The following is a 21091-nucleotide window of genomic DNA, read 5'->3' as shown; positions in this document are numbered from 1 at the left end:
GCCCTGGAAAGGTGACACCCGGTGGTACGGGTCGCGGAGTTCGAAGCGGCCCGGCCCGGTCGACCGGGCTCGCCGGCGTCGGTACGGCGGCGCCGCCGTACCGGCAGCCCCGGCGGGCGGCGGATCGGACGGGCGAGGGCGGCCGTTGTCAGGCGGGGGTGTAGAGGTCGGTGTAGGACGGGAAGGTGCCGCCTGGGCCGTCGATGGATTCTGCGGTGCGGAGGGCCTTGGCCATCGCCCGGGTGAGGGTGTCCGCACCGGCCGCGAAGACCTCGTTGAGGGCGCCGGCTTCCTGATGGACCGCGAACGCCGGGTCGGGGGTGGCGGTGTCCGGGGAGAGCAGCGGCCGGGCGCCGGTGGCCAGGGCGAACACGGTGTCGCCGTCGGAGAGCAGGTGCGCGGGTCGTACGGCACGGGCCAGCCCGTCGTGCGCGGAGCCGGCCAGCTTCTGCGCCTGCGCCTTGCCGAGCACGGCGTCCGTGGCGACGACCGCCAGCGTCGTGTTCAGCGGTGGCCGGGCCGACGCGGCGAACCGCCGTGCGGTCTCCTCCCGAGCCGCCACCAACCGCCGCAACGCGGCGGCGTGCACCTCCGGGCCGGGCAGTCCGCCCGCTGCCGCGCCGGGCAGTTCCGCGTAGAGCGCGCCCGTGGTCGGGTCGACGCCCGAGCCGGCGGCGTTGACGACCGCCAGCGCGGCGACCGTGGTGCCGGAGGGCAGCACCGTGCTCGCCGTGCCCACGCCGCCCTTCATCGCCCCGCACACCGCGCCCGTGCCCGCGCCGACGTTGCCCGCCGCGACCGGGGCGCCGGACGCGGAGGCCGCCGCCGCGGCTGCGGCCTCCCGGCCCATGGCGGCGTCGGGGCGGGCCCGGAAGTCGCCGCCGCGGCCCAGGTCGAACAGCGCAGCCGCCGGAACCACCGGGACCACCTGCGCCGGGTCCGGCCCCACCCGGAAGCCGCGGCCCTGCTCCTCCAGCCAGGCCATCACGCCGGAGGCGGCAGCCAGCCCGTACGCGCTGCCGCCCGTCAGCACCACCGCCTCCACCCGCGGCACGATGTTGCGCGGGTCGAGGGCATCGGTCTCCCGGGTGCCGGGCCCGCCCCCGCGTACGTCCACGGAGGCGACGGCGCCGCCCTCCGGCGCGAGCACCACCGTCGTCCCGGTCAGCCACCCGTCACCGACCCGCGACGCGTGCCCGACCCGCACCCCCGCCACATCCGTGATCCCGTCCACGCCCATGCGACGCACTTTAACCGCCCACCTCACGGGTCCCGGCGGTAAAACCCGACGTCTGGGCAGGGGTCACGGCGCGCCTGCTCGGGCCCACGCACCGACGACAGCGCGTGCCTACGCCCGCGTCCGTGCCGCCCGTCCCGCCTGCGCGCCGGGTCGCCGGACGTGCCGCCCCGCTCCGCTCCGCCGCCGCCCCGGCCGCCGACCGGGGGGCCCCGTACCCTGGGGGCTATGAGCACCGAGCCCGAGAACCCGCTCGTCTTCGACGATCCGCTGGCGCAGCAGAGCCCGGACGACACCGACGAGGGCTGGGGCGAGCGGCCCGCCGCCGAGGGGAGCGCCGCCGATCTGGCCCGCTTCCTCGACGAGAAGCCGCCGCACCACATCTGACCCCGCACGGGGCCGCCCCGGTGACGACGACCCCGCCCGCTTCCGGGCGGCCGCCCTCCGCGCTACCTCTGCGTCGGCAACGTGCCGCCTTCGCGGTTCGGCGTCTCGCCGTTCCGCTGGGCCACCAGCTCGTCGCGGATCTGCGTCAGCAGTTCGATCTCCGTGGCCTCCGCGGGGGTCTCCGCCACCGGCGCCTTCGCCGCCTGCCGCTCCCTGAGCTTGTTCATCGGCAGGATCATCGCGAAGTACACGACGGCGGCCGTCATGACGAACGTCAGCGTCGCGCTCAGCACCGGGCCCCACAGGATCGCGATGCCCTTGGTGACCTCGCCCTCCGGGCTCGTCGTGCAGACATCGCTGAAGCACGAGTGGTACTTGTCGAGGTTCTTCGAGCCGAAGACACCGACGATGGGGTTGATGACGCCCTTGACCACCGCGTTCACGATGCTCGTGAACGCCGCGCCGACGACGACGGCGACCGCGAGTTCCATCACGTTCCCGCGCATCAGGAACTGCTTGAACCCGGCGATGACGCCCTGACTCTCCGAGGTGCTCCCGGCGTCCTGCGTGCTCAATGTCCTTCCTCGCTTCACTCTCGACGGGGCGGCCGACCCAGCAAGGTATGGCAGAGATACGGAAGGACTGTCCAATCCTCCCACTCAAGCCGGAGACCATCCGCGCAAGTGTGGTCATCGCAGCGTCACCGCCAGCCGCTCGCCGGCCGCCGCACCGGCCAGTGCCGTGGCCGTGGACCGCGGCACGGACAGTACGACCAGCGTCCCGTCCTCCCACCCCGTCAGCCCCGCTGCGCCGGACGGCAACTCCACCTCCGGGATCTCCGCCAAGTCCGACGCGTCCGGCGCCTCTCTCGACTCCGGCGACCCCATCGCTCCCGCCGTCTCCGCGGCCCCCGGCGCATCCGCCCCCTGCTCCGCATCCGGTGCCCCCGCCGCCCCCGGGATCTCGGCCACCCGCGCCCCTCGCGCCACGACCCGCGCCGGGCCCCCGTCGTCGGCATCCACGGCCAGTACGTCCACCACATCGCCAGGCGCCAGCAGCCCGGCCACCCCCGCGTCCGCGATCCGCACCGGCGCCAGCACCTCCCCGCTACCGCCCCCGTCACGCGCCTCGCCCGCCGGTCCCGTGACCTCCCCGGGACCCTCCCGCTCCGCGCCGTCCGGCGCCGCGGCAGGCGGCGGGTCTTCCGTATCGCCGCGCGGCGCCGCGGCCAGGGCCGCCGCCGCCATCGCGAGCAGGGCGGCCAGCAGCCGCCGCCGGCTCGCCAGCGCCCGCCGCAGCCGCGCCCCGCGCGCCGGGCGCAGCGGCTCGAAGGCCGGCACCCCGCCCGGCGGGGGCGCCCCACGGGGCAACGATCCCGGTCCTGCCGGCGGCCACGAGCCGGATCCCGCCGCCGGCAATGAGCCCAGCCCTGCCGTCGGCAACGAGCCCGGTCCCGCCTCCGACGACGGACCCGGTTCCGCCGCGCCCCCGCCGCCCTCGCGTGAAATCACCGCCCCCGCGGCACCGTTGCCTCCGGCCCCCAGCACGCCGTACCGCAAGCCGGCCTCGGCGCCGGGAGAAGAAGTCAGAGAAGGGCCGGGAAGAGTGCGGGCCAGGGCGGACATGGCGGTCACCACCTGTTCGTGACGAGTCGATCGCGTTCCGTGACGCCCTCGACTCTGCCCGATTACCGCCCGCCCCGCTCCAGCCTGTGGATAACTCCCCGGTTGTGGATAACCCCGTCACCCGCGCCCCGGGGGACCGCCCCTGCGGCCCCGGGCGAACCGCCCTAGGGCAGCTCGATCCCCGGGTCCAGCCCTGCCAGCGCACCCGCGCACAGGCAGCTCCGGTCCTCCGTCGCCGGCAGCCGCCCCACCGCGTCGAAGAGCACGTCCCGCAGCCGCCCGACGTTCGCCGCGAAGACCTCCAGCACCTCCTCGTGGGAGACGCCCTCGCCCGTCTCGGCGCCCGCGTCCAGGTCCGTCACCAGCGTCATCGACGTGTAGCAGAGCTCCAGTTCACGCGCCAGCACCGCCTCCGGGTGCCCGGTCATCCCGACCACGGCCCACCCCTGTGCCCGGTGCCACACCGACTCCGCCCGCGTGGAGAACCGCGGCCCCTCGATGACGACCAGCGTCCCCCCGTCGACCGCCTCCCAGCCGCTCTCGTGCGCGGCCTTCAGCGCGGCTCCGCGCCCGGTGGGGCAGTAGGGGTCGGCGAGGCTCACGTGCACGACGTTCGGCGTGGCGCCGTCGGGCAGTTGCTCGCCGTCGTAGTACGTCTGCGCGCGCGACTTCGTACGGTCCACCATCTGGTCCGGCACGAGCAGCGTGCCCGGCCCGTGCTCCGGCTGCAGCCCGCCCACGGCGCACGGCCCCAGTACCTGCCGTATGCCCAGGGAGCGCAAGGCCCACAGGTTGGCGCGGTAGTTGATCCGGTGCGGCGGGATGTGGTGCTTGCGGCCGTGCCGGGGCAGGAACGCGACGCGGCGCCCCGCGATCTCGCCGAGGAACAGCGAGTCGCTGGGCGGCCCGTACGGTGTCTCGACGGCGATCTCCGTGACGTCGTCGAGGAACGAGTAGAAGCCGGAGCCCCCGATGACGCCGATCTCTGCCTGTACTGCCGCTGCCTCAGCCATGCCGCAACGATAACCGCGCCGCCGGGCCCGGCGGCGCTCAGGCCGCGGACGTCCCGCTGGACGACTTGGAGGACGACGAGGAGGAAGAGGACGAGGACGTCGAGGAAGACGACGAACCCGAAGACGAGGAGGAAGAAGACGAGGACGACGAAGAGGACGAGGCCGACGACTCGGAACTCTTCTTCTCGCCCGACCCCGACCCCGACCCGGAGCCCGATCCCCCGGAACCCGAGCCGGAACCGCTGCGGCTGTCAGTGCGGTAGAACCCGGAGCCCTTGAAGACGACGCCGACCGCGGAGAACACCTTGCGCAGCCGCCCCTGGCAGGCGGGGCACACCGTCAGCGCGTCGTCGGTGAACTTCTGCACCGCTTCGAGGCCCTTGCCGCACTCGGTGCACTGGTACTGGTAGGTCGGCACGTGCTTCCTCCTGGCACTCTCAACTGTTGAGTGCTAACGACGCTTCATCATGCAGCATTCCCGCCCGTCAGTCCACCGGCGCCGGTACGAGGCGCCCGCCGGCACGGACCGTGATCACTCCGTGGCTGTCCGCAGGCCGCAGCCACCGCCGGAGCAGAAGCAGTGTGGCGCATGCGAGCGCGGTCGCCGCCAGCGGTACGAGGAACCCGGCCCTCGCGCCCGGGCCGTCCGCCAGCCGACCGGCCGCCGTCGTCGCCGCGGCCTGCCCCAGCGCGACGGCACCCGTCAGCCACGTGAACGCCTCCGTGCGCGCCTCCCTGGGCACCAGCGCGTCCGCCAGCGTGAAGCCCGTGATCAGCGCCGGTGCGATGCACACGCCCACCGCGAGGCCGAGCCCGCCGAGCGCCGCCGCCGACTCGAGACCCGCGACCGCCCACAGCCCCGAGGCGGTGGCGACCAGCAGCGGGTACGCGACGAGCAGGCGCCGCTGCGCCGGACCGCGCAAGTGGACCATGCCGATGACGACCCCGGCGAGCATGTTGCCGGCGGCGAAGACCCCGTACAGGACCCCGCTCAGCCCGGGGCGGCCGATCGACTCGCTGAACGCCGTCAGCGACACCTGCATGCCGCCGAAGACCGCGCCGACCCCGAAGAACGCCGCGACCAGCACCGGCAGCGCCGGCGCCCGCAGCGCGGAGGCCCGCCGTCCGCGCGGCAGGCCCGTGCGATCCGCGTGCCCCACAGGCGGCGCCGTCCGCCGCTGCGCCGCGAACAGCAGCCCGCCGGCCAGCGTCAGCACTCCCTCCGCCGCCAGCCCCGCCGCCGGATGCACCCCCGTGCACAGGGCCGCGGCGAGCACCGGCCCGACGACGAACGTGAACTCGTCCGTCACCGACTCGAACGCCGTCGCCGTGTGCTGCAGCGGGGAGCGCGGATCCGGTCCGGTGGCGAAGAGATGCGACCAGCGGGCCCGCACCATCGGCCCGATCTGGGGTATGGACGCACCCGTCGGCACCGCCGCGGCCACCAGCGCCCACCCCGGCGCACCCGCCAGCGCGAGCACGCTCAGCAGGGCCACTGCGGCGGTGTGCAGCAGCACGCTCGGCAGCAGTACCGTGCGCTGCCCGTAGCGATCGGTGAGCTTGCCGCTGACGGGGGCGCAGAACGCCATGGACAGACCCGCCGCGGCGGCCACCGTGCCGGCCAGGGTGTACGAGCCGGAGGCGGGCTCCACGAGCAGCACGATGCTCATGGTCAGCATCGCGAACGGCTGCCGCGCGGCGAAGCCGGGGAACACGAAGCTCCGCGCCCCGGGCGTGCGCAACAACTGACGGTAACCGGGCCGTGCGCCGGGTGCACCGGAGAGAGTTCCCGAAGGTGAAGGGGATGCCGAAGACGAAGGGGATCGCGAAGGAGAAGGGGATCCCGGAGGCGGAGGCTGAGACGGGCGCGACACGGCCCGGTCCTTCCTGCTGCCTGGTAGTGCCGCGCACCGAGGGCCGTCCGCTGTGCGCACCGGTCAGGCGCGCCGGCCCTGCATCAGACAGAGACAACTGTTCGTACGAATTCCACCCCGACCCTACCGCCCCCGCCGCTCGTCGGCCGACAGCCACCGCGCCAGCTTGCCGCCCCGTCCGACGTCCCGCAGCCGCTGTTCCGTCGCGTCCCGTACCTCGTCGGTCGTCACGACCAGCAGCTCGTCGCCCCGCCGCAGGATGTCCGTCGGCGCCGGCACGAAACTCGTCCCGTCCCGCACCACCAGCGTCACCGCCGCCCCCGGCGGCAGCCGCAGCTCGCCGACCTCCACCCCGTGCATCCGCGACCGCTCCGGCACCGACAGCGACAGCAGGTGCCCCCGCACCCGCTCCAGCGGCGCCGACTCGATGCCCAGGTCGTACGCCTCGTCGCCGTCACCGAGCCGCAGCCACCGGGCCACCAGCGGCAGCGTCGGCCCCTGCACCATCGTGTAGACGATGACCAGCACGAAGACGATGTTGAACACGCGGCCCGAGTCGGCGACCTCGTTCACCATCGGGATCGTCGCCAGCACGATCGGCACCGCGCCGCGCAGCCCCGCCCACGACATCAGCGCCTGTTCCCGCCACGGGATGCGGAACGGCAGCAGGCTCACGATCACCGACGCCGGCCGCGCCACCATCGTCAGCACCAGCCCGACGATCACCGCGGGCACGATGTCGTCGCCCAGCTCGTGCGGCGTGACCAGCAGCCCGAGCAGTACGAACATCCCGATCTGCGCCAGCCAGCCCACTCCGTCGGCGAAGCCGCGGGTCGCCGACCAGTGCGGCAGCTTCGCGTTGCCCAGGACCATCGCCGCCAGATAGACCGCCAGGAAGCCGCTGCCGTGCGCCAGGGCGCCCACGGCGTACGCGACGATGGCCAGCGCCATCACGGCGATCGGGTACAGGCCGGAGGCCGGCAGCGCCACGTGCCGCAGCGCCATGGAGCCCAGCCAGCCGATCGCCAGCCCCAGCGCCGCCCCGATGGCCAGCTCCAGCAGGATCTCGCCGAGGAGGACGTACCAGGACTCCAGGTGCCCGGAGGTGGAGAAGGCGACGACCAGGATGACCACGGGCGCGTCGTTGAACCCGGACTCGGCCTCCATCACGCCCGTGATCCGCTTCGGCAGCGGCACCCTGCGCAGCACGGAGAAGACCGCCGCGGCGTCCGTGGAGGAGACGACGGCGCCCATGATGAGCGCCTGCTTCCACTCCAGGCCGATCAGGTAGTGCGCGCCGGTCGCCGTCACGCCGACGCTCACCGCGACGCCCGCCGTGGAGAGGACGGCGGCCGTGGGCAGGGCGGGTTTGATCTCACTCCATTTCGTGCCGAGGCCGCCCTCGGCGAGGATCAGTGCGAGGGCCGCGTAGCCGAAGACCTGGGTGAGTTCTGCGTCGTCGAAGTCGTAGCCGAACAGGCCGTCCTCGCCCACGAGGACGCCGATGCCCATGTACAGCAGGAGGCTGGGCAGGCCGCTGCGGGACGCGAGCCGGACCGCCGCGACCGCGACCAGGAGCACCAGCGCGGCGACGAGCGCGAGCTTGTTGAGCTCTTCGACTGACAGCTTTCTCCCTCTCGTCTGATCCGCCTTGACGGAGAATTTACCCGGAGCGACCGCCCGCCTGCTGCTTCGGGGGACAGCGCAGGGGCCGTTCGGAGCCCCTTGACCGGGCGCCTAAGGTTGCTCCAGCAAGTGCTCCGCTGGCTCCAGAAGGACAGGCATGCCCGTCAACGAGAACGGCCGCACGGCAGGCAAGAGGCGCCGCTTCATCTTCGTCGCGATCGGGCTCGCCACCCTGCTGGTGCTGGGCGTCGGCGCCGCCTCGTTCTGGACCGTCAGCACGGTGCGCGACTCCTTCCCGCAGACCACCGGATCGCTCAAACTTCCCGGCCTGGCCTCGCCGGTCACGGTCAAGCGCGACGCCCGCGGGGTGCCGACGCTCTACGGGGACAGCGCCGAGGACCTCTTCCGTGCGCAGGGCTTCGTGCACGCGCAGGACCGCTTCTGGGAGATGGACGTCCGCCGGCACATGACGTCGGGCCGGCTGTCGGAGATGTTCGGCAAGGACCAGGTCGAGACGGACGAGTTCCTGCGCACGCTGGGCTGGCGGCAGGTGGCGCAGAAGGAGTACGACGAGGAGCTCTCGGGGGAGACCAAGAATTACCTGCGGGCCTACGCCGACGGGGTCAACGCCTACCTCGCGGACCACAGCGGCTCCAGCCTGTCCGTGGAGTACGCCGCCCTGGGGTTCGTCAACGACTACGAGCCGGAGAAGTGGACCCCCGTCGACTCCGTCGCCTGGCTGAAGGCGATGGCGTGGGACCTGCGGGCCAACGTCGAGGACGAGATAGATCGCTCGCTGCTCTCCCAGCGCTTCGACGAGGGCGAGATCGCGGACCTGTACCCGCCGTACCCGTACAAGCGCAACAAGCCCATCGTGGAGGGCGGCACCGCCACCACCGGCGGCTACGAGCCGCAGAGCGCCGGCGGGGCGCAGGGGGTGGAGAACACGTACAGCACCGCCTCCGAGGGCCTCAGGAGCCAGATGGGCTCGCTGGCGCAGACCATGGACGACATCCCCGCCCTCCTCGGCCCCAGCGGCAGCGGCATCGGCTCCAACTCCTGGGTGGTCTCCGGTGACCTGACCACCACGGAGAAACCCCTCCTCGCCAACGACCCGCACCTCTCGGCGCAGCTCCCCTCCGTCTGGTACCAGATGGGCCTGCAGTGCACCCGGGTCAGCGACGAGTGCCCGTACGAGGTGAGCGGCTTCTCCTTCTCCGGCATGCCCGGCGTCGTCATAGGTCACAACGCCGACATCTCCTGGGGGCTGACCAACCTCGGTGCCGACGTCGCCGACCTGTATCTGGAGAAGGTCGAGGACGACGGCTACCTGTACGACGGGAAGACGCGCGAGTTCGGCACCCGCGAGGAGCTGATCAAGGTCGCGGGCGGCGAGGACAAACGCATCACCGTACGCACCACGCGCAACGGACCCGTGATCTCCGACCGCAGCGACGACATGGCCGAGGTGGGCAAGGAAGCCCCCGTGGGCAACTCCGCGCCCGACCGCGGCGACGGCTACGCCGTCTCGCTGCGCTGGACCGCCCTGGAGCCGTCCAGCACCATGGACGCCGTCTTCGGGATCAACAAGGCCGCGGACTTCGAGGAGTTCCGCCAGGCCGCCCGCGACTTCGCCGTCCCCTCCCAGAACCTCGTCTACGCCGACACCGACGGCAACATCGGCTACCAGGCACCCGGCAGGATCCCGCAGCGCGGCAGCGGCGACGGCAGCCTGCCCGCGCCCGGCTGGAACCCGGCGTACTCCTGGGACGGCTACATCCCCTTCGACGCGCTGCCCTGGGAGCTGAACCCCGACCGCGGCTACATCGTCACCGCCAACCAGGCCGTCGTCGACGAGAAGGACTACCCGTATCTTCTGACCACCGATCCCGGCTACGGCGCCCGCAGCCACCGCATCTCCGGCCTCATCGAGGAGAAGATCGAGGACGGCGGGAAGATCTCCCCAGACGACATGCGCACCATGCAGCTCGACAACCACAGCGAGATCGCCGAACTCCTCACCCCGCTGCTGCTGGAGATCGAGATCGACGACCCGATGGTGCGCGAGGCCCAGGACCTGCTGAAGGACTGGGACTACAGCCAGGACACCGACTCCTCCGCGGCCGCGTACTTCAACGCCGTCTGGCGCAACATCCTCAAGCTCTCCTTCGGCGACAAGATGCCCAAGGAGCTGCGCCCGGACGGCGAGTGCCTGCACGTGCCTCCCGCCAACCCGGCCGCGAACCCCGACGGGCCCGCCACCGTCCGCGAGTGCGGCGAGCGCGACGCGGACGCCGCCCAGCCGGACGGCGGCGACCGGTGGTACGAGGTCGTGCGGAGCATCCTCAAGGACGAGGACAACCGCTGGTGGAAGACCACCGGCAGCGACGGCGAGCCCCTCGACGAGAACCGCGACGAGCTGTTCGAGCACGCCATGAACGACGCCCGCTGGGAGCTCACCGCCGAGCTGGGCAAGGACATCGACACCTGGTCCTGGGGCCGGCTGCACCGGCTGATGCTGCGCAACCAGACGCTGGGCACCGAGGGACCCGGCGTCGTGCAGTGGCTGCTCAACCGGGGCCCGTGGAACCTCAGCGGCGGCGAGGCCGCCGTGAACGCCACCGGCTGGAACGCGGCGGGCGGCTACGACGTGCTGTGGGTCCCGTCGATGCGGATGGTGGTCGACCTGGCGGACCTCGACGCCTCGGGCTGGGTGAACCTCTCCGGCGCCTCGGGGCACGCCTTCCACCCGAACTACACGGACCAGACGACGGCGTGGGCGAAGGGCGAGCTGTACGAGTGGGCGTTCTCCGACAAGGCGGTGCAGGAGGCCGCTGAGGACACGATGACGTTGTCGCCGTGAGGCGACGGGGCCGGCGCCCCGGCGGCTACGGAGGCGGGAAGCGGTGCACCGCGGAGGGCGTCACGGCGGCGGTCACCGGGCGGTCGTGGGGCTCGGCCGGTACGTGGTCGAGGACTTCGCCGTCGTAAAGGAGCACGACGAGGGCGGGCCCGGCGGCGGACGGCGCATCGGCGGGGGGCGCGCCGGTCTCCGCGCCCGTACGCCGGGGGCTCACGCCGCCGGCACCCCCGCCGCCGGCACCGCCCGCCAGCCGCGCCAGCACCCGGTCGTACGACCCGCCGCCGCGCCCCAGCCGCAGCCCCCGGCCGTCGACGGCCAGCCCCGGCAGCAGCACCGCGTCCGCCGCCCGCACCGCCTCGGTGCCCAGCCGCGGCCCGGCCGGCTCCAGCAGCCCGCGCCCGGCGGGCCGCAGCGCGCCGGGACCGCCGTACTCCGCCCAGTCCAGGTCGTCGTCCGCCAGCAGCACCGGCAGCAGCACCGCCGTCCCGCGCGCCCGCAGGGCCTCCAGCAGTTCGCGCGTGCCCGGTTCGCGCCCCACCGACACGTACGCCGCGACCGTCCGCGCGCCCGCCAGCTCCGGCAGCCCCAGCGCCCGGCGGGCCAGCCGCCGCGCCGCCACCTCGGCCTCACCCGGCGGCACGGCGGCCCGCGCCGCGAGTAGGGTGCGGCGCAACGCCGCCTTTCTGGCCTGGTCGCTGCCCACTTGTCCGTACCTACCCTTATGGTGCTGAACATGGATTCTTCGCGTACTCGGATCACCAAGGCTGTCATCCCGGCCGCCGGCCTCGGTACCCGCTTCCTGCCGGCGACCAAGGCGACGCCGAAAGAGATGCTGCCCGTCGTGGACAAGCCCGCGATCCAGTACGTCGTCGAGGAGGCCGTCTCGGCCGGACTCACCGACGTCCTCATGATCACCGGGCGGAACAAGCGCCCGCTCGAAGACCATTTCGACCGCAACCACGAGCTGGAAGAGGCCCTGCGCAGGAAGGGCGACGACGGGCGCCTGGCCAAGGTCGCGGAGTCCAACGACCTGGCGAACATCCACTACGTCCGCCAGGGCGACCCCCGCGGCCTGGGCCACGCGGTGCTCTGCGCCGCCGAGCACGTCGGCGACCAGCCGTTCGCCGTCCTCCTCGGCGACGACCTGATCGACCCGCGCGACCCGCTGCTGGCCCGCATGGTGCGCGCCCAGGCCGACCAGGGCGGCAGCGTCATCGCGCTGATGGAGGTCGACCCGGAGCAGATCCACCTCTACGGCTGCGCGGCCGTGGAGACCACCGCGGACAGCGACGTGGTGCGCGTCACCGGCCTGATCGAGAAGCCGGCCGCCGCCGACGCGCCCAGTAACTATGCGGTCATCGGCCGCTATGTGCTCGACCCGGCGGTCTTCGACGTGCTGCGCACGACGGAGCCCGGCCGGGGGAACGAGATCCAGCTCACCGACGCCCTGCAGCGCCTGGCGACGGACGAGGCGCTCGACAGCCCTGTGCACGGCGTGGTGTTCAAGGGCCGGCGGTACGACACGGGCGACCGCGGCGACTACCTCCGGGCGATCGTCCGCCTCGCGTGCGAGCGCGAGGACCTCGGTGCCGACCTGCGCGCGTGGCTGCGGAAGTACGTGGCGGAGGAGATGGCGGATTGAGCGGGGCGGTGAAGGGGGCGACGGACGCGGGGGAGCAGGAGCCGGAGACCGGGCACGAGCCGGACGGCGCTCCACGGGCGACCGGTGACGCGGCCGGGGAGGACCGGCCGGGGCGCGGGCCCGCCGGGGTGTGGTCCGTCGACGAGCACATCGACGACATACTGCGGCAGATCCGCCCGCTGGAGCCGCTGGAGATGCAGTTGCTCGATGCCCAGGGCTGCGTCCTCGTCGAGGACGTCACCGCGGCCGTCGCCCTGCCCCCGTTCGACAACAGCTCCATGGACGGGTACGCGGTCCGCACCGTCGACGTCGAGGGCGCGAGCGACGAGTTCCCCGCCGTCCTGCGCGTCGTCGGGGACGTACCGGCGGGCGGCGGCGCCGAACTCCCGCACGTCGGCGCCGGCGAGGCCGCCCGCATCATGACCGGCGCGCCGCTGCCGCCCGGCACCCAGGCCGTCGTCCCGGTGGAGTGGACCGACGGCGGCACGGGCCGCGGCCGGGTCGACGCCATGCGCCCGCACAGCGAGTCGCCCGCGGGCGCCGGCGGCGCGGTGCGGATCTACGAGCCCGCCCGCACCGGCCGGTACGTGCGCACCCGCGGCAGCGACGTCCTCGCCGGCGACCTGGTGCTGCGCGCCGGCACCGTGCTCGGCCCGGCGCAGATCGGGCTGCTCGCCGCCATCGGCCGCGGCACGGTGCGGGTCCGCCCGCGCCCGCGGGTCGTCGTGCTGTCCACCGGCAGCGAGTTGGTGCCCCCGGGCGAGCAGCTCGCCCCGGGACGTATCCACGACTCCAACAGCTACGCGCTGACCGCCGCCGCCCGCGACGCGGGCGCCATCGCCTACCGCGTGGGCGCTGTCGCCGACGACGCCGAGACGCTGCGCGCCACCGTGGAGGACCAGCTCATCCGCGCGGACGCGCTGGTCACGAGCGGCGGTGTCAGCGTCGGGGCGTACGACGTGGTGAAGGAGGCGCTGGCCGAGCTGGACGGCGAGGCGGGCGGCGGAGTGGAGTTCCGGCGGCTGGCGATGCAGCCGGGCAAGCCGCAGGGCTTCGGCCGCATCGGCGCCGACCGCACCCCGCTCTTCGCGCTCCCCGGGAACCCGGTGAGCGCGTACATCTCCTTCGAGATGTTCGTCCGCCCGGTGATCCGCAGGCTGATGGGCGTGGAGCCGGTGCAGCGCCCGGTGGTACGGGCCCGGCTGGCCGGCACCGAGACGCTGACCTCGCCCGCGGGCCGCCGGCAGTTCCTCCGCGGCTGGTACGAGCACGAGCCGGCGGACGGCGGCACGGACCCGGCCGGCACGGACTCCGGTGTCCCGGGCCCCGGTGGCCCCGGGGCGGTCACCCCCGTCGGCGGCTCCGGGTCCCACCTCATCGCGGCGCTGGCCCGCGCCAACGCGCTCGTCGTCGTACCGGAGGAGACCACGGAGGTGACGCCGGGAGCGCCCGTGGACGTCGTACTCCTCGACTGAGCGGCGGGGGCCGGGAAACGCGCGGAGCCGGACCGCGGGCCGTGGAGGTAACGTGGCTCCGCGCGAATTCACCCCAGGAGCTCCTGACGCCATGAGCCAGCCAAGCCGCCTGACCCACCTCGACGACACGGGCGCCGCCCGCATGGTCGACGTCTCCGCCAAGGACGTCACGGCACGGACCGCCCGCGCCTCCGGACGCGTCCTCGTCTCGCCGCGCGTCGTCGACCTGCTCCGCGGCACCGCGCCAGGCGAGACGCTGCCCAAGGGCGACGCCCTGGCCACCGCCCGCCTCGCCGGCATCATGGGCGCCAAACGCACCCCGGAGCTGATCCCCCTCTGTCACCCGCTGGCCCTCTCCGGCGTCACCGTCGACCTCGCCGTCGCGGACGACGCCGTGGAGATCGCGGCGACCGTGCGCACCACGGACCGTACGGGCGTCGAGATGGAGGCGCTGACCGCGGTGTCGGTGGCGGCGCTCACCGTGGTCGACATGGTCAAGGCCGTCGACAAGGCGGCGGTCATCACGGACGTACGGGTGGAGAAAAAGACCGGCGGCAAGTCCGGCGACTGGAGCCGGTCGTGAGGGCCCTGGCGGTCACGGTGTCCAACCGCGCGGCCGCGGGGGTGTACGCGGACACGGGCGGCCCGCTGCTCGTCGCGGGCTTGACGGAGATGGGCTTCGCCGCGGACGGCCCGCTGGTGGTGCCGGACGGCGAGCCGGTGGAGGCGGCGCTGCGCGAGGCGGTCGCCGCCGGCTACGACGTGGTCCTCACCACCGGCGGCACCGGTGTCTCGCCGACCGACCGCACCCCGGAGATGACCGCCCGGGTGCTCGACCGCCAACTGCCGGGCGTACCCGAGGCGATCAGGGCGTACGGGTACGCGAAGGTGCCCACCGCCGCGCTCTCCCGCGGGCTCGCCGGGGTGGCGGACCGTACGGTCATCGTGAACCTCCCGGGCTCGTCCGGGGGCGTACGCGACGGGCTCGCGGTGCTCGCGCGGCTGCTGCCGCACGCGGTCGACCAGGTGCACGGGGGCGACCACGCGCGCGCGGAGGACGGCCCGCGTGGCGACGACGGCCCGCGTGCGGAGGACGCCCCGCGCGCCGACGACGGCCGTCACAGACACCCCGGCGGTGCCCACTGAGCGCGTCCTGGCCCGCGGTGCTGGCGGAGGGACCCGTGACCCTCCGCCCCATCCGCGTGCGCGACCAGCGCGCCTGGCGGGAGATCAACCAGCGCAACCGCGACTGGCTGCGCCCCTGGGAGGCCACCCTCCCGCCCCCGCCCTCCGGCACCCCGCACACCCGCCGCCCCACGTTCCGGCAGATGGTCCGGCATCTGCGCAGCGAGGCGAGCGCCGGAAGGATGCTCCCCTTCGTCATCGAATACGAGGGCACGCTGTGCGGGCAGTTGACCGTGGCGGGTATCACATGGGGCTCGATGCGCTCCGGACACGTCGGTTACTGGATCGACCGCGATTACGCGGGCCGCGGCGTGATGCCGACGTCGGTGGCCCTCGCCGTGGACCACTGTTTCCGGACGGTGGGGCTGCACCGAATCGAGGTCTGCATCCGGCCCGAGAACATGCCGAGCCGTCGCGTGGTGGAAAAGCTGGGCTTTCGCGAGGAAGGCGTGCGCCCGCGCTACCTGCACATCGACGGGGCCTGGCGCGACCACCTGGTGTTCGTGCTGACCGCGGAGGAAGTCCCGGAGGGGCTCGTCAACCGGTGGCGAGGGCTGCGCCACTCGGAGAAATGAAACAAATATTCGATAGTGCGGGCGTAAAAAGTCAGAAGAAAAGGCCGAGATATCAGCCAGATGGTGCGACACACCGAGCCAATTGGCCCATGCGCTGTCGCCGCGGCCTCTACCGTGTAAGGCGTGAGCAGCAGCGGCCTCATCTACGCAATGATCGTCGGGGCCTGGGCCGCCTACTTGGTGCCGATGTGGCTCCGTAGGCAGGACGAGCTGAACGAAGCCCGTCCGACGGAACGCTTCAGCACCGCCATCCGGCTGCTGACCGGACGGGGTGGGGCGGACCGTAGCCAGGACCGGGACGGCGCCGACTCCGGTGCGGACGCGGACTCGGGCTTGGCCCCGGGACCCGTTTCCGGTTCCGGGGAGGACGCCGGGGGCGACGACGAGAGCCCGGATGCCGCACCCGCCGCAGGCGGCGTGGTGGACGTCCGGGCCGCTGCCGTGCCCGTGACCGACCCCCGCGCCGTAGCCCCGCGCCGTAGCCGCAAGGAGACCCCGGCGGCGCCGGTGGCGCGCCAGGGCGTGACGGCGCGGGCGGCGGAGGAGCCGGAGGGGGCTCCGGCGGGGCGTGCGGACGCACAGGCAGGCGCGACCGCGGACCCCCGCGCCCCTGAGGGGAACCCCCCCGCGCCGTCCGTACGCAACTCGCAGTCCCTGCCCACTCCCGAGCGCCGGGCGCGCGCGCGGGTGCTCGCGCGCCGGAGGCGCACGCTGACGCTGCTGTTCGTGGCGCTGACGGCGGGCGCGGTGGCGGCCTCGGTGGGCGGCCCGCGCTTCCTGTGGGCGGTCGTGCTCCCGGTGGTGCTGCTCACGGCGTACGTGGTCCGCGTACGCACCCAGGAGCGCCGCCGCCGCACGTTCACCGCGGACCAGGCCCGCGGCGAGGCGGCGGCCCGCCGGCTGCGTGAGGACCGCGAAGCGGCGCCGCGCCGGCCGCAGGAGAACGCGCCCGGCAGCGGTGACGGGGACCACCGGGACGCGGAGGCCGGCCCCGAGGACGACCCGTCCGCGACAGCCCCGTTCGACGCCCCGGCGGCGGCGTACGAGGCGGACCGCAGGGCGCTGGTGGAGCAGACCGACCACGCGGAGTGGGTCGACCAGCAGCGCGAGCGGGACCGCCCGGCGGACGCCGGCTGGGAGCCCGTACCGGTGCCGCTGCCGACCTACGTCACGGCTCCGGTGGCCCCCCGCGCCACCCGGGGTCTGGACTTCGACGCCCCGGACACGTGGAGCTCGGCCCGCTCCAGCACGGCGGAACCCCAGCAGCCCCACCCGGAGCCCGCACCGGCCGACCCCACCTCCGAAGCGGCCCCCCCACCCCGCCGCCCCACCAACCGAACCCCGCTCTTCGACCAGTACGCCGACCCACCCCGCCGCCGCGCAGCGAACGAGTAGCGCACGCTTTCGCCCACGACGGGAACCGATTTCCTGGCCACAGACCGGGGATGCTAAAGTTCCTTCCGTTGTGAGGGCCTGTAGCGCAGTCCGGTAGCGCACCTCGTTCGCATCGAGGGGGTCTGGGGTTCAAATCCCCACAGGTCCACTTCAGGGTCGTTCACGGGTTCACCCGGGAACGGTTCACGAGATCCCGGCGAGACAGTCACTGTCTCGCCGGGATCTCGTCGTTTGGGCGGTGGTGAGTCCGGATGTCGGCTCTTCGGGCTCCGGGGAGCGCGCGGCGTCGTGGTGGGACGGGGTCGCGTTGGAGATGCGGGCATGCCGCAGGGACCGCAGGTGGGGGGTCACACTCCTGCGGCCTCGCCGGTTGTCGGTCTTCACGCAGGGCGTCGATCGGAACGGAGAACTTGATCTTGCCATTGTCGGGACGGGAGTGGTGATGGAGGCGGACGGCGGAGAAGTCGCCCCGACGGTGGTGCGCGCAGCCCCGGTGATCGCGCCGCCGCAGCTGTGGAACCGCAACTTCAGCCTCTTCTTTGTGGCTCGCGCGACGTCCCTGCTCGGGGACGTGATGCTACCGATGGCGATAACGGTCGCGATGCTCGACGCCGGGTACGGCATGAGCGGCGTGGGTTATGCGCTAGCCGCACATATCGCGCCTTTCGTCGTCTTCGTCGTTGTCGGCGGGGCTCTGAACGACAGGTTCAGTCCGCGGATCATGATGGTCTGTTCCGACGTAGCTCGGCTGGTGCTGCAAGGCGCGCTCGCCGCTCTGCTGTTCCTGGGAACTCCGGGACTGGGGCAGATCTTGGCACTGCTCGCACTGGTGGGACTCGGGTCGGCCACGTTCCAGCCGGGCGTGGCCGGCATCGTGCCGAGGCTGACCAGCCAGGTGCAGAAGGCTAACGCCGCCCAGGAGACCGCGGAGTCGACGATGGCCGTGCTCGGCCCGGCTCTTGCCGGCGTACTTCTCGCGGTCGCCTCGCCGCCGGCCGTGCTGGCCGTGGACGCTTTCACCTACGGCGTCAGTGGCCTGTGTCTGATGCTGATGCGGGGCCTGAGCCCGTCCGCCGCTCCGACCAGCGACGGCCGGCATTCCCTGCGACGAGAACTCGGAGAGGGGTGGCGGGAGTTCAGGGGCAGGACATGGCTGACCGCGGTGGTGGCAACGTTCATGCTGGGAGCGCTGACCGTGCTCGGCCCCAATCAGACACTCGGGTACAGCACGATCGTCGAGGACCATGGCAAGACGTCGTTCGGTATGGTGATGTCGGTCTTCGGCCTCGGGAGCGTGGTGGGCGGGTTGGCCGCGGCGCGCTTCAGGCCAACGTTTCCGCTGCGCACAGGCGCGGTTGCATACGGTGGCGTGGTGCTGGCCCCGCTGACGGTGGCGCTGGGGCTTCCCGTGAGCTGGGTGGCGGCGGGATACGCCTGCGCGGGTGCGGGCGGAGCTTTCTGGCTGGTGATGTTCCACACCACAGTGCAGACTCACGTCCCTGTGGAGGTGTTGAGCAGGGTGCATGCGTTCGATGTGGCCGGCTCTTTGATGATGGCGCCGGCCGGCAGAGCGGCAGCAGGCCCCGCCGGTGAATGGCTCGGACCACGTCACGTGCTGCTGGTATCGGCTTGCATGGGCGTTGTCGTGTGTGCCGTCCTGTTGTTGACCCGCCCGATCAATCGGCTTCCTCGAGACCCCCTGTCCAAAGAGCGTGCACCAATGTGAGGATGGAGATGTCCCAGGAATCAGGAATCAGGAATCAGGAATGATTGTCGACACTCTTAGTGAACCAGCGGAGAGCGGCCGTCGCAACGAAGACCACACCCGGGTATGCATGTCGGCCGGGAATGACGGCATCGCCGTGGTCGTCGACGGCGTCACACCGGCAGGGCCTTCCGTCTGCCGGCACGGGGTGGCCTGGTTCGCGGCAAGGATTGCCGATGAAATGGCGCGGGCAGCTGAGAGCCAGCGCGAAGGATCCCTCGCCGACTGCCTGGCGCAGGCCGTCACGAGGACGGCGGCAGCACACGCTGATGGCTGTGCGCCCACCGCGCCAGGAGCGCCGGAGGCAACCATGGTCGCGCTGCGCTGGGATGCCAACCGGGTCGATTACCTGGTGATTTCGGACGCGACGTTGCTGTTCGAGAATGCGGACGGTGCCGTCGAGGCGGTGCTGGAGTCGAGCTTGGACAGGGTGCTGAGCCGGCCCGAGGTGAGCCGGCTCCGTGCCGAGTACGAAGCGTGGCCGGTCGGTTCTGTGGAACGGGAGCGGGCTGTTCGCGCCTACAGCGACCTGGTGGACGGTTTCCGCAATACGCCCAGCGGATTCCACACGGTCTCCGGCGATCCGGCTGTCGCCGACTACACGCTCTGTGGCAGCCGGCCACGGGGAGAACTCCGCTCGGCCGCGGCATTGACCGACGGGATGGCGCGTTGGCGTGACCTCTTCGGGTTCGGCGGCTGGGAAGATCTGCTGGCGCTGCTGAGGACCCGGGGGACTTCCGAACTCGTCAGGCAGGTGCGCTCGGCTGAGGACGCTGATCCCCAAGGCATACGCTTTCCACGACGAAAGGCCCGCGATGATGCTTCGGCCGTATATCTGCGATGGTGATGATTGACGGATATCAGCGCGCCAGGTCAATGGAGTCGGGTACCACGCACCCGGAATGCCAGCGTTGGCGGCTCCGGAGCAGGCTGAGCAGATTCTCCGGTCCGCCGAAGTTCCGGCCATGCACGTGTGCATGCACGGAACATGCTTCACCGCATCTGCGAATGGAGAGTCGGCAGGAGCGGACACCGGGCACAGACAGCACCATTCGCTCGATTGCCTCCAGATCGATCATGGCGCCGCTGTGGTGCGGCGTGAGTCCGGCCAGGGTGTGCAGCCGGGAGACACCGGACAGGGCGATCCGTGAGTCGGGCGAGGTGATCAGTGCCCGCAGGAGTTGCAGGCAGTCCTGGGCGAGCTGTTCTGCACCCCGGTGCAGGGCAAGCGGCCGACGGGCGCTGAGCAGCAGAACGGGGTCCGGTTCATGAGTGATCGACAGAGCCAGGTCGGCCTTGCCCGCGAGCGGATCAATGCGCATCCACGACTGGTACGTCTCGGCTGACACCGGATCGCCCCGCTCAGCGGCGTCGCCAGGCATCGGCGGAACGTAGTTCATCTCGAACGCGGGCTGGAAGACGGTACCGCGGGCATTCTCGGGGGCGTTCAACCAGTCGAGCAGCGCGTTCGCGTCGTACTCGCCCAGGCGATAGGTCGGGAGGACCGCACGGGCGATCATGTCGAGACGGTTCCGGAAGCTGTCGCAGGCACTTCCCTGGAGCGGAACGTACGTCGCCTGCGCAAGTTGAGCGACAGCCGCGAGACTGTCCGGACGCGTACGGTTGCCATATGTGGAGCGGAACACTTGGTCGCACTGACCGGTGAGTATCTGCACGAGCGCACTGCCAATCGCCGTCCACACCAGCGACGCGGGCCTTCCCGAGCCTTCGCAGAAGGCGGCGAGCCCCCGGGTGCTCGCCGCCGGCAGAGGCAGGACGGCGTGCTCCACTCGCTCGTGGCTCTCCCGGCTTGCGGGAGCGAAGGTGCAGGTGCGTGGGGCCCTCGCGAGCAGAGCCTGCCACCGCTCGGTGTTGGCCCGCACCGTCGGATCCGCCGGCCCACGGGCGAACGAGCTGGCCTGCGGCGCCGGAGGCAGCACGACACCATCTGTGGCGAGGAGCGCTCTGAGGTCGTTCTCGACGGCGCGAGCGCCGATCGCATCTGTGAATACGTGGGAAAGCGAGATCTTCAGCAGACACACGACACCGTCGCGGATGCAGATCATCGCACGGACGGCCTCCTGCGTCGGCTCCACAGGTAGAGGCGCCGACCGCGCGTGTTGACGGACCTCAGCTCCGGTGGTCACCGGGACGAACACGGCCAGCGAACCCGTGACGTCCTCGTGCGCGAGTACCTGCTGTACCCAGCGTCCGTCTGCCTCCACGTCGAGAAGGATCCGAGACCGCAACGCTTCGTGCCTCAGTACCAGTTGCTCCAGAGCCTGTTGAACGTGGTGAGGGTCCAGAGGGCCGGCCGGCACAATGACAAGGGGGATAACCTTCTCCGCACGCTCGCGCGGCAACCAGTTTCGCAAGTTCCGCAACTGCGCCGTGTTGAGTGGGAAAGTCTTCTCGACTGCTGGCACGGG

Annotated in this window: 19 protein-coding genes and 1 tRNA gene; 11 read left to right on the top strand and 9 right to left on the bottom strand. The window is 72.3% G+C overall.

Annotated features, from left to right (window positions below; translation table 11 throughout):
* Positions 1–148: 148 nt before the first annotated feature.
* On the bottom strand, positions 149–1240 hold the full coding sequence (locus FB457_RS21820) for a P1 family peptidase (RefSeq protein ID WP_145782905.1): 1092 nt from the start codon (positions 1238–1240) through the stop codon (positions 149–151).
* A 159-nt stretch (positions 1241–1399) separates the two neighbouring features.
* Between FB457_RS21820 and FB457_RS35330 the strand changes: the two genes are divergently transcribed.
* Positions 1400–1624, top strand: coding sequence for a hypothetical protein (locus tag FB457_RS35330; RefSeq protein WP_486589097.1), 225 nt, complete (start codon positions 1400–1402; stop codon positions 1622–1624).
* A gap of 62 nt (positions 1625–1686) precedes the next feature.
* On the opposite strand, the gene mscL is transcribed toward FB457_RS35330, so the two are convergent.
* The 6 genes from mscL to FB457_RS21790 form a co-directional block, all read right to left on the bottom strand.
* Positions 1687–2199: a large conductance mechanosensitive channel protein MscL gene (gene mscL, locus FB457_RS21815; protein WP_145782903.1), complete on the bottom strand. Its 513-nt coding sequence runs from the start codon at positions 2197–2199 to the stop codon at positions 1687–1689.
* A 114-nt stretch (positions 2200–2313) separates the two neighbouring features.
* A complete protein-coding gene (locus FB457_RS21810) occupies positions 2314–2994 on the bottom strand; it encodes a hypothetical protein (RefSeq protein WP_253911242.1) in 681 nt (226 codons plus the stop codon).
* A gap of 419 nt (positions 2995–3413) precedes the next feature.
* On the bottom strand, positions 3414–4262 hold the full coding sequence (locus FB457_RS21805; RefSeq protein ID WP_047016232.1) for an S-methyl-5'-thioadenosine phosphorylase: 849 nt from the start codon (positions 4260–4262) through the stop codon (positions 3414–3416).
* A gap of 37 nt (positions 4263–4299) precedes the next feature.
* Positions 4300–4680 (bottom strand): FmdB family zinc ribbon protein, encoded by a 381-nt coding sequence (locus FB457_RS21800; protein WP_078898257.1) that lies wholly within the window; start codon positions 4678–4680, stop codon positions 4300–4302.
* 67 nt (positions 4681–4747) lie between these two features.
* A complete protein-coding gene (locus tag FB457_RS21795) occupies positions 4748–6007 on the bottom strand; it encodes an MFS transporter (protein ID WP_047016230.1) in 1260 nt (419 codons plus the stop codon).
* A gap of 252 nt (positions 6008–6259) precedes the next feature.
* Positions 6260–7762: a potassium/proton antiporter gene (locus tag FB457_RS21790; protein ID WP_047016229.1), complete on the bottom strand. Its 1503-nt coding sequence runs from the start codon at positions 7760–7762 to the stop codon at positions 6260–6262.
* A 157-nt stretch (positions 7763–7919) separates the two neighbouring features.
* Here FB457_RS21790 and FB457_RS21785 point away from each other — a divergent pair, with 157 nt between their 5' ends.
* The gene (locus FB457_RS21785) at positions 7920–10625 is read left to right on the top strand and encodes a penicillin acylase family protein (protein WP_145782901.1); all 2706 of its coding nucleotides are present in this window, start codon (positions 7920–7922) and stop codon (positions 10623–10625) included.
* A gap of 25 nt (positions 10626–10650) precedes the next feature.
* On the opposite strand, the gene FB457_RS21780 is transcribed toward FB457_RS21785, so the two are convergent.
* The gene (locus tag FB457_RS21780; protein ID WP_145782900.1) at positions 10651–11328 is read right to left on the bottom strand and encodes a 5-formyltetrahydrofolate cyclo-ligase; all 678 of its coding nucleotides are present in this window, start codon (positions 11326–11328) and stop codon (positions 10651–10653) included.
* Positions 11329–11358: 30 nt separating this feature from the next.
* Here FB457_RS21780 and galU point away from each other — a divergent pair, with 30 nt between their 5' ends.
* From galU to FB457_RS21735, 9 genes are all read left to right on the top strand, one after another.
* The gene (gene galU / locus FB457_RS21775) at positions 11359–12267 is read left to right on the top strand and encodes a UTP--glucose-1-phosphate uridylyltransferase GalU (protein ID WP_047019986.1); all 909 of its coding nucleotides are present in this window, start codon (positions 11359–11361) and stop codon (positions 12265–12267) included.
* Positions 12264–13742 (top strand): molybdotransferase-like divisome protein Glp, encoded by a 1479-nt coding sequence (gene glp / locus FB457_RS21770; protein WP_145782898.1) that lies wholly within the window; start codon positions 12264–12266, stop codon positions 13740–13742. The genes galU and glp overlap by 4 nt, the downstream gene beginning before the upstream one ends.
* A gap of 91 nt (positions 13743–13833) precedes the next feature.
* Complete coding sequence (moaC, locus tag FB457_RS21765) at positions 13834–14325, top strand: cyclic pyranopterin monophosphate synthase MoaC (RefSeq protein ID WP_145782896.1); 492 nt, start codon at positions 13834–13836, stop codon at positions 14323–14325.
* Positions 14322–14888 carry a MogA/MoaB family molybdenum cofactor biosynthesis protein gene (locus tag FB457_RS21760; RefSeq protein ID WP_047016225.1) on the top strand — a complete coding sequence of 189 codons (567 nt, stop codon included), beginning with the start codon at positions 14322–14324 and terminating at the stop codon, positions 14886–14888. Before moaC ends, FB457_RS21760 begins: the two co-directional genes overlap by 4 nt.
* A gap of 35 nt (positions 14889–14923) precedes the next feature.
* Positions 14924–15502: a GNAT family N-acetyltransferase gene (locus FB457_RS21755; protein WP_047016224.1), complete on the top strand. Its 579-nt coding sequence runs from the start codon at positions 14924–14926 to the stop codon at positions 15500–15502.
* A 123-nt stretch (positions 15503–15625) separates the two neighbouring features.
* Positions 15626–16897: a DNA polymerase III subunit gamma/tau domain-containing protein gene (locus tag FB457_RS21750; RefSeq protein WP_486589096.1), complete on the top strand. Its 1272-nt coding sequence runs from the start codon at positions 15626–15628 to the stop codon at positions 16895–16897.
* A 74-nt stretch (positions 16898–16971) separates the two neighbouring features.
* Positions 16972–17045, top strand: a tRNA-Ala gene (locus FB457_RS21745).
* A 222-nt stretch (positions 17046–17267) separates the two neighbouring features.
* Positions 17268–18623, top strand: coding sequence for an MFS transporter (locus FB457_RS21740; protein WP_253911240.1), 1356 nt, complete (start codon positions 17268–17270; stop codon positions 18621–18623).
* 40 nt (positions 18624–18663) lie between these two features.
* Complete coding sequence (locus tag FB457_RS21735; protein ID WP_145782894.1) at positions 18664–19509, top strand: protein phosphatase 2C domain-containing protein; 846 nt, start codon at positions 18664–18666, stop codon at positions 19507–19509.
* Positions 19510–19522: 13 nt separating this feature from the next.
* On the opposite strand, the gene FB457_RS21730 is transcribed toward FB457_RS21735, so the two are convergent.
* Positions 19523–21088: a condensation domain-containing protein gene (locus FB457_RS21730; RefSeq protein WP_145782892.1), complete on the bottom strand. Its 1566-nt coding sequence runs from the start codon at positions 21086–21088 to the stop codon at positions 19523–19525.
* Positions 21089–21091: the final 3 nt, after the last annotated feature.

This window comes from Streptomyces sp. CNZ287, from assembly GCF_007827615.1.
This window is presented reverse-complemented; position numbering and strand designations above follow the sequence as displayed.